The following is a 14,329-nucleotide window of genomic DNA, read 5'->3' as shown; positions in this document are numbered from 1 at the left end:
GTCGGGAGTGGGGAATAGAAAATTCTTGATGACTCAGCACGGGCTGAACGCCCCGCTACCGCTAACAGCAGTTTCCATTCAATTAAGCTAAGGTGATGAATACAGCTAGTGCTAACGACTGTAAACTTTACCTTTAGACTAAAGTAGAGATCGTTTAAGCTATCTGACAGATTACTGATTTGTGGGTAAGAGGCGGTAGTGTGCCGAAACACGTTCATTTGATTTCGTTTCTGGTTGCCTGTAGTTTGTTGAGTATACCCAAAGTTGCTCATGCACAGGCACTAATTCCCCATACGCTGCAATTAGATCCAGCAAAACTGGAGAAGCAAGGGCTGACTTTAGCACAAGAAGCAGCCCAACTAGCTCAATTTCAGCAGATTGATTTAGCTTTACCACGAGCGCGGTTGGCCAGCCAACTGGCTCCCAAAAATGATAAAGTGTGGCTGCTTTTGGGTGGTTTGCATTTACAAAATCGGGAATTTGAGCCAGCGCTTGCTGCTTTGAAAAAGGCACAATCGCTGAATCCCAAAAATGCAGACGTTTTTTTTGCTATGGGTTCGGCTAATTTTCAACAGAAAAAGTATGATGCGGCAATTGCTAATTATCAAGCAGGTTTAAAGCTGAAACCCAATGACCCAGAAGCTTTGTTTGATTTAGGTAACGCCTATTATATGCAGGGTAAATTACCAGAGGCGATCGCCCAATACAATCAGGCAGTAGCACAAGATAAAAAATTCTGGGCTGCAATTAATAACATTGGTTTAATTCAATACGAACAGGGTAATGCTGATGCCGCTATTAAGCAATGGCAAACGGCTGTATCTATCGATAAACAAGCGGCTGAACCTTTACTGGCCTTAGCCGTGGCACTATATACTAAAGGCGATCGTCAGCAAAGTCTGACATTGGGAGCAACTGCTTTACGCATCGATCAGCGCTATGCTGATGTAGATTTTCTGAAGGAAAATCTTTGGGGTGAACGTCTATTATCTGATACAAAGAAATTTTTAGAACTGCCAAGTATTCAAGCAGCTCTACAGCAACAGCCTGCACCACAGTAAAGTCAAAAGCGCAAAGTTGAGCCAGTCACGTGCGGGGGAACCCCCGCACAGCGTTGCTCTTCGCCTAACTTTGTAAGAAGGGAAAAAGCAAAAGGTAAAAGAATTTTGACTTTTCACTTTTTACTTTTGCCTTCTTTAACTACTTGCGAAAAACCGTATCTTATAGTACATCTATACTAGGCAAAGAGCAAATATTCCCCCAAAAATACTTTTGGGGGAATATTCCTCAGAGAGTCTAGTTAATTTTTAGTGGTGATTAATGGGGAAGAAGTGCCATTATTTGGTCAACAAATTGTTGGTGGTCAACAACAGGCTTGGAGATGTAACCATCAGCACCACTTTGCTTGAGAAAGTTTTCGCGATCGCCTTCCATCGCGTGTGCAGTCACCAAAATTATAGGTAAATTTGCTGTTTGCGGATCAGACTTCAACATTTGGGTAATTTTGATGCCATCAACAGACTTACCTTGATAAACACTTCTAGACAAAGAAACATCCATTAAAATTAGATCTGCTTTCCCCGATTGAGCAATTTGAATCACTTCTTCGACATTTTCGGTATGTTTGACATCTAAGCCACCGCGTTTAGTCAAAATTTTGGAAAAAACGCGAGCATTAATTAGATCGTCTTCAACAATTAAAACGGTTTTCATGAGAATTTTATTAATAGAGGTGAAGGGGAGAACGCACTGAGCAGCAAAGTTGTCTAGCTCTTTTTTAATCATTAATGTATGTTCCCGTCATCAAGGATAATACTACTGCCGTTTATCCAGTGACTAACAAGATTGTGTTAGGAATCCCTTTTCATCCGTTATGCTGTGTTTGCTGCATTGTTCAGTTATAGAGATTTTTGTGTAGTTAACTTTCAGGGAAAAAACTCATGGCAAAACAGTTAAACCTTCTCTCAACGGGACAGGTAATTACAACAGCCCTGCACACCGAGATGCAACGGTCTTACTTAGAATATGCCATGAGTGTGATTGTTGGGCGGGCATTACCGGATGTGCGTGATGGCTTAAAGCCTGTGCATCGCCGCATTTTGTATGCCATGCACGAACTAGGTTTAACGCCAGATCGGCCTTATCGTAAATGTGCGCGTGTTGTTGGGGATGTACTTGGTAAATACCACCCCCACGGGGATCAAGCCGTTTATGATGCTTTAGTTAGGCTGGTGCAGGACTTTTCTAGTCGTTATCCCTTACTGGCAGGGCATGGCAACTTTGGTAGTGTTGATAATGACCCACCAGCAGCAATGCGCTACACCGAAACTCGTTTAGCATCCATTAGCCATGAGGGAATGCTGACAGAAATCGGTGAAGAAACTGTGGAATTTGTCGGTAACTTTGATAATTCCCAACAAGAACCCACGGTATTACCCGCACAGTTACCCTTTTTGTTACTCAATGGTTGTGCAGGGATTGCTGTGGGTATGGCGACAAATATTCCACCGCACAATTTGGGGGAAATTGTTGATGGCTTAATTGCCTTAATTGACCAGCCAGATTTATCTGATGAAAAGTTATTAGAGTTAATTCCTGGGCCAGACTTTCCCACTGGGGGCGAAATCGTTGGTGATACTGGTATCCGGGAGGCTTATAGCACAGGTAAAGGTGGAATTGTTCTGCGAGGAGTTGCCCAAATTGAAGAAGTTGCTGGTGGGAAAGGAAGTAAGCGCCGGACTGCAATTGTGATTACGGAATTGCCTTATCAAGTAAATAAGGCTGGCTGGATTGAAAAAGTCGCAGAATTAGTTAATCAAGGTCGCTTGCAAGGAATTTCGGATATTCGAGATGAAAGCGATCGCGAAGGTATGCGGGTAGTCATTGAACTCAAACGCGATACTAACCCCCAAGAAGTGCTGCAACATTTGTATCACCAAACCGCTTTGCAAAGTAATTTTGGGGCAATTCTGCTGGCAATTGTTGAAGGACAACCCCGACAATTAAGTTTGCGGCAATTATTACAAGAGTTTTTAAATTTCCGAGAAGCAACCTTAAACCGTCGCTATGGTTACGAATTGGGTAAAGCTGAAAGTCGCTTGCACATAGTGGAAGGGTTGCTAAAAGCCTTATCTCAAGTGGATGAAGTAATTAGCATTTTGCGCCAAGCGGCTGATGGTAGCACAGCCAAAATTAATTTGAGTAGCCAGCTAAATTTGAGTGAGTCACAAGCAGATGCTATTTTAGCAATGCCTTTGCGTCGGCTTACGAGTTTAGAACAACAGAATTTGCAGCAGGAATTTGAGCAACTAACTACACAAATTGCCCTCTTGCAAAACTTACTGAGCGATCGCCGCGAATTATTAAAGTCACTGAAAAAAGATTTGCGATCGCTCAAGCGCAAATATGGCGATCCTCGACGAACCAAATTACTCTCCGGTATTACCGAAGAATTGAAGAGCAAAGCCGCAGAGGGTGCCAAAAGTCGCAAGACAGAAGAAATGGAGGAAAATCACCCACTTGAACAGCCAGCTGAAGAAGCAATTCTAGAGTTTACCCAACGAGGTTATGTACGCCGCCTTTCAACCTCTGGGAAAAAACCAAAAGCAGAAAATGGTCTCCCCGATAATGATTTCCTCATCCAAACTGAATTAACCGATACCAACAAAGATTTACTCATCCTTACCAGTGGTGGCAAAGTCTACCCGGTACGTGTGGGGGATATTCCCTTAACTACTGGCCGTTCTCCACGGGGAACTCCATTGATCACTACACTCACAACTACTGCTCAAGGTAGTCAAGAACCTGTAGTCAGTCGCTTTTTATTACCAGAAGATTTAGACTCTAAGCAAATGATTCTCCTGACAAAACAAGGCAGAATTAAGCGCTTATCTTTGGCAGAATTTACCAACCTGACTCGTCGCGGAATTACGATTGTCAAGCTCAAAGACGATGATGAATTATTATTTACCCAGTCCACTAACCCAGGTGAGCATTTAATTTTGGCTAGTTCTGGTGGACGTTTATTGCGTTTTGCCGTAAATGACGAACAACTACCAATTATGGGTCGAACAGCTATGGGTTTACAAGCTTTTCGACTGTTGAGAAATCAGCAAATGGTTGGCTGTGCCACGGTGGGTAAAGATGATCATTTACTATTAGTTACTCAACAAGGATATGCCAAGCGTATGGCGGCAAGTCAATTAAGAGCAGCTAATCGAGGTGATTTAGGCACGCAAGCACTGAAATTTGCAGCTAAAACTGACAACTTAGCCAGTATGGTAAAGGCGACTACTCCAGAAGTGGCGCTGGTGACAAATAAAGAGCGTGTAGTCCGGCTAAATGTAGACACAGTACCCATTTTAGGTAGAGATGCTACAGGTGAAATTATCCTGCAACTCAACCGAGATGAAAAAATTATTGCTGTTGCTGAAGTACGTTAGTGCAGATGCTCCGAAAAATTGCCAATTTTTGGTTGCGACACATACATCCTCGTCTAGCTCCTTTAATTGCCTCATTTGGTATTTTTGGGTTAGCTAGTTGTCTATTTATTCTTTTTGTTTTAGCAGAGCTTTTTGAAGAAGTTTTAGAGCGAGAAGCTTTTGCATTTGATACCTATTTTTTGTTGTGGTTGCATCAGTTTGCTAACCCCAGCTTAGACAATGTGATGCTGACAATCACGAACCTGGGCAATCCGAGTGTGGTGGTGCTGGTTGTAGTTGTTAGTTTAGCCATACTTTGGTGGCGGCGTTACTTTCAAGAAGCAAAAATATTTGCGATCGCTTGTTTGGGAGCTTTGATTCTGAATACTGGACTGAAGTTGCTATTTACTAAACCTCGTCCCCAACTTTGGCCTCAGTTAATTTCTGAAACATCTTTTAGTTTTCCCAGTGGCCATGCTCTAGGTTCTTTGGTGCTATATGGATTTCTCGGTTACTTGTTAGCAACTCACTATCCTCGATTTGCTCAATTTATTTACAGTGTGACAGTTATGGCGATCGCGTTTATTGGAATTAGTCGTCTATATTTAGGGGTACATTGGCCTACAGATGTCATTGCAGGTTACGGAGTCGGGTTTCTCTGGCTGACTATCTGCATTGCTATGCTGAAACTACAAAAAATCAGACAAAGTTAGATTTTTTCAAATATGTCAAGCTTTAATAGTAAAAATAAAATTTAACGTTACATTTTTTAAAGTTAGTTGTTATATTAATTTACATAGGGCAATAAACCTTAGTAAATCCTGTTTGGAGTTCCAACAATGACTAACACAACCACAAAAATCACTGCTCCTGTAGTTGAAGATCGCAACGCTTGGCGTTGGGGTTTTACTCCTCAAGCAGAAATTTGGAACGGTCGTTTGGCAATGATTGGCTTTTTATCTGCTGCATTGATTGAATTGTTCTCTGGTCAAGGCTTCCTGCATTTCTGGGGGATTCTTTAAGTTTTAAGTAACGTAAATTATCTAAGAATATGAAAAATAAAAACCTGGTAGCGTTGAAAAACTACCAGGTTATTTATTTTTGGTTATTTGTCATTGATCAATAGTCATTTGTCAGAAACTTATGACTATTAACTATTAACTACCGAATATATTCCTTGAGGACGCTGTTACGGTTGGGGTGACGTAATTTGCGGAGGGCTTTGGCTTCAATTTGGCGAATGCGTTCACGGGTAACGTTGAAGATTTGACCAATTTCCTCTAGGGTTTTCATCCGACCATCATCCAAGCCATAGCGCAATCTCAGAACATCGCGTTCACGGGGGCTGAGACTGTCGAGGACTTTTTCTAAATCTTCACGCAACAGATTTTTAGAAACCTGATCTTCTGGGGTTTCACCATCAGATTCAATAAAATCACCCAATCGAGAATCTTCTTCTTTACCAATGGGTGTTTCTAATGAGATGGGTAGCTGTGCAGATTTAGCAATAAACCGCAGTTTCTCGATGGTCATTTCCATCCGAGTAGCGATTTCTTCCTCAGTAGGTTTGCGACCCATTTCTTGAGAAAGTAGCTTGGTGGTTTTCTTGATGCGGGAGATAGTTTCGTAAAGGTGAACTGGTAGGCGGATAGTACGAGACTGATCAGCGATCGCTCTGGTAATAGCCTGACGAATCCACCATGTAGCGTAGGTGGAGAATTTATATCCCTTTTCGTGATCAAATTTCTCAGCCGCACGAATCAAACCAAGGCTACCTTCTTGAATTAAATCTTGGAATGACAAACCACGATTCATGTATTTCTTGGCAATAGAAACCACAAGCCGTAGGTTCGATTGCACCATTTTATCTTTGGCTCTGCGACCAACGTGCAGGCGATAGCGAAAAGCAGGTAATGGTAATTGTACTGCTTCTGCCCATTCGCTATCACGAGGATCGCGGTCTAACTGTTCTGAGAGTCTTTCTCTGACTCTTTCTAATTCCAGTAAATCTGCAATTTTTCGCGCTAATTCGATTTCTTCGTCAGCCCGCAACAAGCGAATTCGCCCGATTTCTTGCAAGTAAAGACGAATTGAATCTTCGGTGTAGTGCTTTTTCTTGCTTTGTGTGCGACGACGCGATTTAGCGGCTTTTCCAGACTTTGCGTCGTCCTCATCAGACTGAGGCTCTAAAAATTCATCCATTTCGCCATCATCAACGAGAAGCAAGTCATCCTCTTCTTCAATTAAGAGGTCTTCTAACTCCTCAAAATCAGGCTGATTTATTATTTCTAGGTCAGGCTGAAAATTGCTTTCGAGTACGTTGTTAGCCTGGTTCATGCCGCGTTCCTCATGCTCCTTGCAGAATCAATTACTTCAATTACTCAAGATGTATTTAGCGCTCTTTTTATGAGGGCTAGTTAACAACCGAAAATCGGGTTTTAGGCTGTTTTCCCTGAAAGTTTTTCGGTAGTTTTACTCCATTTTGGAGTAGTTATTTATTGAAGTGTGAAAAGTCGCGTTTACTGCTGACTTACTCACTTTATTAACAGTCGCGTGTTGCTGTCGCACACAACTTTTAACTTCTTTGTTTAAAACAGGGCTTGTCTTTGTCTTGATCAAAAATTAACCACTCCATATAAACAATTATGAGCGTTGGCATATTTTCTTACAAAGACTGTTCCGATTGTAGCCTGTTTCACAAAAATTGCACTCTTTTTGTGTGTTAATCATGAAGTCATTAAGTAAGTTGAAGCCACTATTATCAAAAAGATATTAAAAAGGGTAGGTGTTCCCTTAAATTTTTTATAAACCTTTTTGAAATTACAGTGGACTCATCTTTACATTCAAAGGAAATTAATCCCACTTCACACAATCTTAGGTATTAACTACAACATTAATTACCTAGAATCCTCGTGTTTTATATTAACTTGGGTGAGAAGTATTTAGAGGCATATTTTTACATTTCCTTTATAAATGACTCATCCCAAACAGTGATGCAGCAAGTCTCACTAGGTAGAGCAGCAAGAGCGATACTGCTTGTCTAAACACACTGAACTTGAGTTGATACCATCCGCCTTAACTAAGGAGTTGAGGTTGTGGCAGAATCTGCCAGATGGCGTTCAATGGAATGTTAACTGAGTTGGTCTTATTCACACATTAGCGCACAGATGAGATTTCAACCCTATGAATCTTGACAAACTGCTCCTATTGTATACAAAGATATTTTAATCAATTTATAAAGAATTTGACAGTTGATAATTTAGATATTTACCCGCCTAGGGCAAAAGTTTATTAGATACAGACAAATTGTCAATTTTAGCTAAAGCAACATCAAGATGTTTGGATATTTGCTCCCACAAATTTCTGGTGCTAGTCACTAGTAAGTTGGACATAAAGCAGTTATAGCATTGGTGGAGAATGTATTAGTTAATTCTGATTACGTACGAATATGTTAAATATACTACTGGTTTATGCAGAAAATTGTCGCTTAGTGTAATCTTCAACATCCTCAAATATTTAACCAACTTTGTAGGTAGATAATCTTCAGTTTGGCACCTCAAGGATAACAAATGCTTTTCTAGCTTGGATGAAATTTGGATACACAAATTATTGATTTGGAATGATTAACTCTGGAAAAACGCCAACCCCAGTGATATTCATGAATTAAACCCAAATTTTTTATAGCTTGACAAGAAAAAGCTTTTATGCACTAACTAAAAATAAAACTAATCACCTTAGTAATTAATAATTATGTATTTTATCAAACAACTTCCTGATGAAGGAAATAATACTTAGAAAAAATTTGCTTGATGTTTCTAGCTAGAAGCGATGCAGTTAATAGCCGATCGCCTAAAAGAAAAAAGGTAACGAGCGATCGCCCATTACCCACCATTACTGCACATCAGGATAATTGATATTAGCTTGATATTATATATCTAGCTCGGCAAAATTGAGTTTAGAACCGTAGGTTTCGATAAATTCACGTCGGGGCGCAACGCGATCGCCCATTAGAATGGTGAAAATGCGATCAGCTTCGGCAGCATCTTCAATTTCTACTTGTTTGAGAGTGCGGGTTTCTGGATTCATTGTAGTTGTCCAGAGTTGTGCTGGCATCATTTCACCCAAACCTTTGAAACGTTGGATGGTGTAGTTAGCGTTAGCTGGGAACTTAGCAATGGCTTCTTGCAGTTCTCTGTCGCTATAACAATACTCATGATTCTTACCGCGTTCTACCTTATATAAAGGAGGACAAGCGATATAAATAAATCCTTGTTCAATTAGCGATCGCTGATATCTATAGAAGAATGTTAACAGCAATGTGCGGATGTGCGCTCCATCAACGTCAGCGTCAGTCATGATGATGATGCGATGATAGCGCAGTTGGGTAGAGTCGAATTCTTCTCCTTTGACTCCTAAACCCAAGGCTGTAATTAACGCCTGAATTTCGTTATTTTTGTAGATTTTGGAATCGTCAGTTTTTTCGATGTTGAGGATTTTACCACGTAGAGGCAGGATAGCTTGGGTGCGGCGATCGCGTCCTTGTTTAGCGCTACCACCTGCTGAGTCACCTTCTACAATGTAAATTTCTGATTCGCTGGGATCGCGGGAACTACAATCTGCTAATTTACCAGGTAAAGGAGAGGATTCCAGTACAGATTTGCGTCTGACTAACTCCCGTGCGTGACGTGCTGCTTCAGCGGCTTTGAATGCTTGGATAGCTTTATCGAGAATTGAATCAGCGATACCAGGGTGAAATTCCAGGTACTCAGTTAAAACTTCTCCTACAAGAGAATCAACGATTCCCCGTACTTCAGTATTACCGAGTTTGGTTTTGGTTTGTCCTTCAAATTCAGGATCGGGTACTTTAACCGAAATTACTGCTGTCAAACCTTCGCGGACGTGTTCACCGCTGAGGTTAGGTTCATTTTCTTTGATTTTATTGCGTTTGCGGGCGATCGCATTTAACGTCCGAGTCAGTACCGCCTTTAAACCTTCTAAGTGGGTTCCGCCATCAACGGTGCGGATATTATTTGCAAAACCCAGCACGTTGTCTGTATAAGCATCAGTACACCACTGCAACGCAACTTCTATCTGCACATTGCTGCGTTCGCCTTGTACATAAATAATTTCTTCATGTAGCGGCTGCTTATCGCGGTTCATGTAGGCAATATATTCTTTGATACCACCCCGATATTCGTAAGTTTCAACCTTGGGTGTATCGCTTTTGATGAGTTCTAAACGGTTGTCTGTGAAAGTAATTTTCACCCCTGCATTCAGATAAGCCAATTCTCGCAAACGGCCTGCTAGGGTGATGTAATCAAACTCAATCCCAGTAGTAAAGATTTGTGTATCTGGTTTGAAAGTTACGGAAGTCCCGGTTCTCGCTTCTTTATAAGGCTTTGCTACCAGTTCAGTAACGGGAACACCTCTCTCATAACGTTGGGTATGAACCTTTTTATCCCGCCAAACTGTAACTTCGACAACTTCTGATAAAGCATTAACTACAGAAATCCCAACCCCGTGTAATCCTCCAGAAACTTTGTAGCCACCACCGCCAAATTTACCACCAGCGTGCAGCACTGTCATTACGGTTTCCAAAGCCGATTTCCCAGTCCGCGAGTGAGTGTCGGTAGGAATACCCCGACCGTCATCTGTTACACTCACAGAACCATCTGCATTAATCTCTATTTCTATATGGGTGCAGTATCCTGCTAATGCTTCATCAACAGAGTTATCTACCACCTCATAAACTAAATGGTGGAGTCCTCGCGGCCCGGTAGAACCAATGTACATCCCCGGTCGTTTGCGGACGGCTTCCAGACCTTCCAGAACTTGAATCTGATCGGCACTGTAACTGCTCGTCATGAAAATTCTCCTGATGCGTGGGGTTGAAATCGCCCAAAGGCTGAAAAAGCAAAAACACACCAAAATTCTAACACAAAAGCCTTAGTGACGACTGTAGGGCAATTCTATGAGAAGTTTATCTAGGGGATGTATCCCCATAAGTTTTCCCGATAGATCATCTAATTTTTTCCGAAATCACTTTTTTCAGCACTAATGGACGCAGAGTATTTTTAAAGATGATTTTGTTAAACCTCAATAAAAATACTTCTTTGAGAGGTTAACACGGTTCTCATCTATTGAGAATATAGTACAAAAATACTAGTATACCATGTTAACACAAAGGGGTTAGGGAGATGAACTATTGACAATTGACCATTGACAATTGACCATTAGCCAATGACCAAATTAATTGTTATTTGTGGGGCGACTGCAACAGGTAAGTCTGGTTTAGGGCTAAGTTTAGCTAAAAGATTGGGTTCTGTGATTTTCAGTGCAGATTCCCGTCAAGTTTACCGTGAGTTTAATATTGGCACAGCTAAACCAACGTTAGCAGAACAAAAATTAGTGCCACATTATTTAATAGATATCTGCAAGCCAACAGACACTATGACGGTAGCAGATTATCAAGAGCAGGCACAAGCTTTGATTGAGTCGGTGGGTGTCGAGCCAATTTTATTAGTAGGTGGAACTGGTTTATATATACGTTCCATAGTTCAAGGAATGAAAATTCCCAGAGTTGCGCCTGATGATGAATTGCGATCGCAATTAGCATCTCTGGGACAAAATCAACTGTATGGTATGTTGCAACAAGTTGATCCTGTTGCCGCAAATAAAATTCATCCTCACGATCTCGTGCGGACTTTACGCGCATTAGAAGTATTTTATATAACTGGAATTCCTATCTCTGTTCAACAAGGAGAAAACCCACCAGATTATCCAATTTTACAGATTGGCTTAGATTGTGATGTTGATAAATTAGATGCACGCATTCACAAGCGAACTGAACAGATGATTGCTGATGGGTTAGTATCTGAAGTTGAATATCTTTGTCAAAAATATGGTACTGATTTATCTTTGTTAAATACCTTGGGATATCAGGAAATCAAGCAATATTTGGCTGGTGAGATTACTTTAAATACAGCTAAAGAATTAACAGTTTTACATACACGGCAATTTGCCAAGCGACAACGTACTTGGTTTAGAGCATATCCGCAAATTGAGTGGTTTAATGCAGATGATCCTGATTTGATAGAGCAACTTTGGCAGCGTGTAACTCAGTTTATTAATTAAACTTTACCTTTTGCTTCCCACTCCTGGCAATATTTCATAAATACTATAGGCACTCTGAACAGTTGTTTAGCAAATTGAGAGATACCAAATTTATGCTTGAGAGATGGCGGAATATTTTCAAAATCAACTGTGACAAAACCAAAGCGACTATAAAACTGTGATAAATTTTCACCCAAGCATTCTAAATATAGTGGTTCTGTTGCTTGACTTATGAGATGCTGCGTCAGCAAACTGCCTAAACCACGTCCTCTCCAAGTGGGTGTAACAACTAAACTACCTAGTTCTTGTACACCTACAAAATTACGTAATTGTCCACAAGCAATTAAATTACCTTCACATTCAACAACAAAGAACTGTTGCCAACGTAATTGGGTAGGGTCAAGTTTAGCTAAAAATACTAATGAACGAATTGACCACTTATCAGCCGAAGTTGCCTGACGCAAAATACATCCAGATGGTAATGATAAATTGTTTGAATACATTCAGTATACTGGGGCTGTTTGTGTTTAAATTCTGACGACTAGCTCCTGAGTTCGGTTGTTCTAGTACTTCCGAGAGAGTAAAAATTTAGTCAGAACCAGATTTTAGATAGATAACTTTACATTCTTCATATCTCTACAATAAAGCCAAGAATAAAACGTAGGAGTTTATAGTTATGGCTGAAGAACAAAAACAAAAATCTTCTAACAATCAAGATACCACCCCTACAGCTTCTGGTGGCTATCAAACCCCTTTACAAGAAGATATTCGCAAAACTGGAGATGCTTCTCAGTCTGATGCGAGAAAGACAGCTACACCAGAAGCACCTGGAGAAGATGATGTAGCAGGTAGCCCTAATCAAGGTACTGAATCACGTTAATTTTATTCAGATGTGTAGAGCCTAAATAATTTGGTAAAAATTATTTAACGATTTTTAGTCAGTAAAAATTGAGTGGGTGATGCCAGCAAAAGCATGATTACCCACTCAATTTTTATAGCAGGACTTACGAAAAAATAGAGTAACTCCGTCATTACGAGCGACAGGGAAGTAATCTCCCCTGACGCTGAGATTACTTCCCTACACTTCGTTCCGGTCGCAATGACAATATCGGCGTTGCGTAAGTTCTATCCTACATAGTTGAGACTAATTTGTAATGATAAATAATTAAAAAAATATTGATAACTAATTCTGTCATCTATCAATAGGCATATATTGATTATTTAAAATACTATGTCATCCAAGAATTGGCATAGCTTTTGTAAATTATTGCTTTTGATAAATTTTGATAATCTAATTAATTCGAGATTTAGCTATTAATAAATATTAAATATAAGCAAAAGTTTGAGTTTTTTTCCATTTAGTGGAAGTATCATCTGATTGATATCTTTTGCTGTTTAACTATTAAGAATATATATTATTTAGTTCTCAACTGAACTTCTGCGAGTTGCTTATGAATAAACCTTCGGAAAAGTTTGTTGCAGGTGGTTTTGGTGTAGCATTACTACTGCTGTGTGGGGTGGGGATAACATCTTTTACCAGCTTCCAGAGGTTAACACAAGAAAAGCAATGGGTAATTCATACTCATCAAGTTATAGAAGCCTTAGATCATCTGCATCTTGGTTTGAGTAATGTAGAAAATGCCCGTAGTAATTACATTTTTACAAAAAAGGCAGTTTATAAAATAGTTTATGAGCAGGAAAAGCAAAAGGTAACTCAACAAATTCAATTAATCAGGAATTTAACTAGGGACAACTCTAAGCAACAAGCCCAGATTCAGCAACTGGAAACCAGACTCATATATAAATTTGATTTATTACAGAAATCCATTGATATTTTTGAGAAACAAGGTTTGTCAAAAGCCGTGGAAATTGATCAAACTAATATGGCTTTTAATATAGACGCACAACTTAAAAATCTCACTCAAGCAATGGAAAGTGAAGAAAAAACTTTATTACAGCAGCGGATAGCCAATACAGATGATAGTTTTAGTCAAATTATTTTTGTAGTAGCGTTAGGATATGGCTTGAGTTTTTTTTTGATAGTAGTGGTTTATTTGCTACTGCAAGAGCAAATTCGGATTAATAAAGTTTTGTCAGCAGAAGCTATTCTTTTAGAACAGCAAGCAGCAAAAGCAAAACTAGTAAATATTCTAGAAACTGTCACTGATGCTTTTGTCGCTTTAGATGTGAATTGGTGTTATACCTACGTTAACCAAAGGGCAGGACAAATTTTCAATCGTCGTCCTGAAGACTTGATTGGTAAAAATATCTGGGAAGAGTTCCCCGAAGGTGTAGGACAAAAGTTTTATTATGCTTATTACCAAGCTGTGGCAGAACAGAAGGTAATTGAGATGGAAGAGTATTATCCACCGTGGAAGCGTTGGTTTGAAAATCGAATTTATCCCAGTCGAGAAGGGTTATCAATTTTCTTTCAAGACATCACGCGCCGCAAATTAGCAGAACTGGCTTTAGAAAACAGTGAAAAACGCTATCGTTCATTGGTAATTGCGACATCTCAAGCAGTTTGGTTAGCTGATGCAAGGGGATTTCCCAAAGAATATTCTTCTTGGGTAACTTTAACCGGGCAAAGTCAGGAAGAAATTGAAAAATGGGGATGGCTGAATGCAATTCATCCTGAAGACCGGGATTTTTCTCAGTTTTTATGGAATCAGGCTAAGGAATGGAAAAGTCCTTATAAGCTGGAACATCGTGTGCGAGTGGCTGATGGTAGCTATCGATTTTTTGCTGTGCGGGGAGTTCCCATATTAAGTAAGTCGGTGGAAAAATTTACAGGT

The 14,329-nt window shown here is 40.0% G+C and carries 11 protein-coding genes; 7 read left to right on the top strand and 4 right to left on the bottom strand.

Going from position 1 to position 14,329, the window contains the following annotated elements:
• Positions 1 to 200 precede the first annotated feature (200 nt).
• Entirely contained in the window at positions 201 to 1,061 is an 861-nt protein-coding gene (locus NCWK1_RS24455; RefSeq protein ID WP_096582882.1) for a tetratricopeptide repeat protein, read from the top strand.
• A gap of 256 nt (positions 1,062 to 1,317) precedes the next feature.
• Here NCWK1_RS24455 and NCWK1_RS24450 read toward each other — a convergent pair whose 3' ends face one another.
• Positions 1,318 to 1,713 (bottom strand): response regulator, encoded by a 396-nt coding sequence (locus NCWK1_RS24450; protein ID WP_096585573.1) that lies wholly within the window; start codon positions 1,711 to 1,713, stop codon positions 1,318 to 1,320.
• Positions 1,714 to 1,940: 227 nt separating this feature from the next.
• Here NCWK1_RS24450 and gyrA point away from each other — a divergent pair, with 227 nt between their 5' ends.
• The 3 genes from gyrA to NCWK1_RS24435 all read left to right on the top strand — a co-directional run bounded on the left by gyrA (position 1,941) and on the right by NCWK1_RS24435 (position 5,443).
• On the top strand, positions 1,941 to 4,442 hold the full coding sequence (gyrA, locus tag NCWK1_RS24445; RefSeq protein WP_103126503.1) for a DNA gyrase subunit A: 2,502 nt from the start codon (positions 1,941 to 1,943) through the stop codon (positions 4,440 to 4,442).
• A 5-nt stretch (positions 4,443 to 4,447) separates the two neighbouring features.
• Positions 4,448 to 5,134, top strand: a complete 687-nt coding sequence (locus tag NCWK1_RS24440; protein ID WP_103126548.1) for a phosphatase PAP2 family protein — start codon at positions 4,448 to 4,450, stop codon at positions 5,132 to 5,134.
• Between the two features lie 126 nt (positions 5,135 to 5,260).
• Complete coding sequence (locus NCWK1_RS24435) at positions 5,261 to 5,443, top strand: chlorophyll a/b-binding protein (protein WP_015111343.1); 183 nt, start codon at positions 5,261 to 5,263, stop codon at positions 5,441 to 5,443.
• A 139-nt stretch (positions 5,444 to 5,582) separates the two neighbouring features.
• On the opposite strand, the gene rpoD is transcribed toward NCWK1_RS24435, so the two are convergent.
• Positions 5,583 to 6,758, bottom strand: a complete 1,176-nt coding sequence (gene rpoD, locus NCWK1_RS24430; protein WP_096582886.1) for an RNA polymerase sigma factor RpoD — start codon at positions 6,756 to 6,758, stop codon at positions 5,583 to 5,585.
• 1,590 nt (positions 6,759 to 8,348) lie between these two features.
• The gene (gene gyrB / locus NCWK1_RS24425) at positions 8,349 to 10,286 is read right to left on the bottom strand and encodes a DNA topoisomerase (ATP-hydrolyzing) subunit B (protein ID WP_103126502.1); all 1,938 of its coding nucleotides are present in this window, start codon (positions 10,284 to 10,286) and stop codon (positions 8,349 to 8,351) included.
• Positions 10,287 to 10,661: 375 nt separating this feature from the next.
• Here gyrB and miaA point away from each other — a divergent pair, with 375 nt between their 5' ends.
• Positions 10,662 to 11,555 carry a tRNA (adenosine(37)-N6)-dimethylallyltransferase MiaA gene (miaA, locus tag NCWK1_RS24420; protein ID WP_103126501.1) on the top strand — a complete coding sequence of 298 codons (894 nt, stop codon included), beginning with the start codon at positions 10,662 to 10,664 and terminating at the stop codon, positions 11,553 to 11,555.
• Here miaA and NCWK1_RS24415 read toward each other — a convergent pair.
• Complete coding sequence (locus NCWK1_RS24415) at positions 11,552 to 12,037, bottom strand: GNAT family N-acetyltransferase (RefSeq protein WP_103126500.1); 486 nt, start codon at positions 12,035 to 12,037, stop codon at positions 11,552 to 11,554. The genes miaA and NCWK1_RS24415 overlap by 4 nt on opposite strands.
• A 173-nt stretch (positions 12,038 to 12,210) precedes the next feature.
• Between NCWK1_RS24415 and NCWK1_RS24410 the strand changes: the two genes are divergently transcribed.
• Together NCWK1_RS24410 and NCWK1_RS24405 are read left to right on the top strand one after the other, a co-directional pair.
• Positions 12,211 to 12,414: a hypothetical protein gene (locus NCWK1_RS24410; RefSeq protein WP_096582895.1), complete on the top strand. Its 204-nt coding sequence runs from the start codon at positions 12,211 to 12,213 to the stop codon at positions 12,412 to 12,414.
• A gap of 571 nt (positions 12,415 to 12,985) precedes the next feature.
• The coding region (locus NCWK1_RS24405; protein WP_146034039.1) for a PAS domain S-box protein at positions 12,986 to 14,329 on the top strand (1,344 nt) is incomplete at its 3' end.

It is taken from the genome of Nostoc cycadae WK-1 (assembly GCF_002897135.1).
GTDB lineage: Bacteria > Cyanobacteriota > Cyanobacteriia > Cyanobacteriales > Nostocaceae > Nostoc_B.
Note: the sequence above shows the minus strand (reverse complement) of the source record. Positions and strands in the feature narration are given on the sequence as shown.

Bases quoted from the DNA above. Each gene is read 5' to 3' on its own strand.
- rpoD (WP_096582886.1), bottom strand. From the start codon at position 6,758: ATGAACCAGGCTAACAACGTACTCGAAAGCAATTTTCAGCCTGACCTA.
- gyrA (WP_103126503.1), top strand. From the start codon at position 1,941: ATGGCAAAACAGTTAAACCTTCTCTCAACGGGACAGGTAATTACAACA.
- NCWK1_RS24435 (WP_015111343.1), top strand. From the start codon at position 5,261: ATGACTAACACAACCACAAAAATCACTGCTCCTGTAGTTGAAGATCGC.
- NCWK1_RS24410 (WP_096582895.1), top strand. From the start codon at position 12,211: ATGGCTGAAGAACAAAAACAAAAATCTTCTAACAATCAAGATACCACC.
- NCWK1_RS24440 (WP_103126548.1), top strand. From the start codon at position 4,448: ATGCTCCGAAAAATTGCCAATTTTTGGTTGCGACACATACATCCTCGT.
- miaA (WP_103126501.1), top strand. From the start codon at position 10,662: ATGACCAAATTAATTGTTATTTGTGGGGCGACTGCAACAGGTAAGTCT.
- NCWK1_RS24415 (WP_103126500.1), bottom strand. From the start codon at position 12,037: ATGTATTCAAACAATTTATCATTACCATCTGGATGTATTTTGCGTCAG.
- gyrB (WP_103126502.1), bottom strand. From the start codon at position 10,286: ATGACGAGCAGTTACAGTGCCGATCAGATTCAAGTTCTGGAAGGTCTG.
- NCWK1_RS24450 (WP_096585573.1), bottom strand. From the start codon at position 1,713: ATGAAAACCGTTTTAATTGTTGAAGACGATCTAATTAATGCTCGCGTT.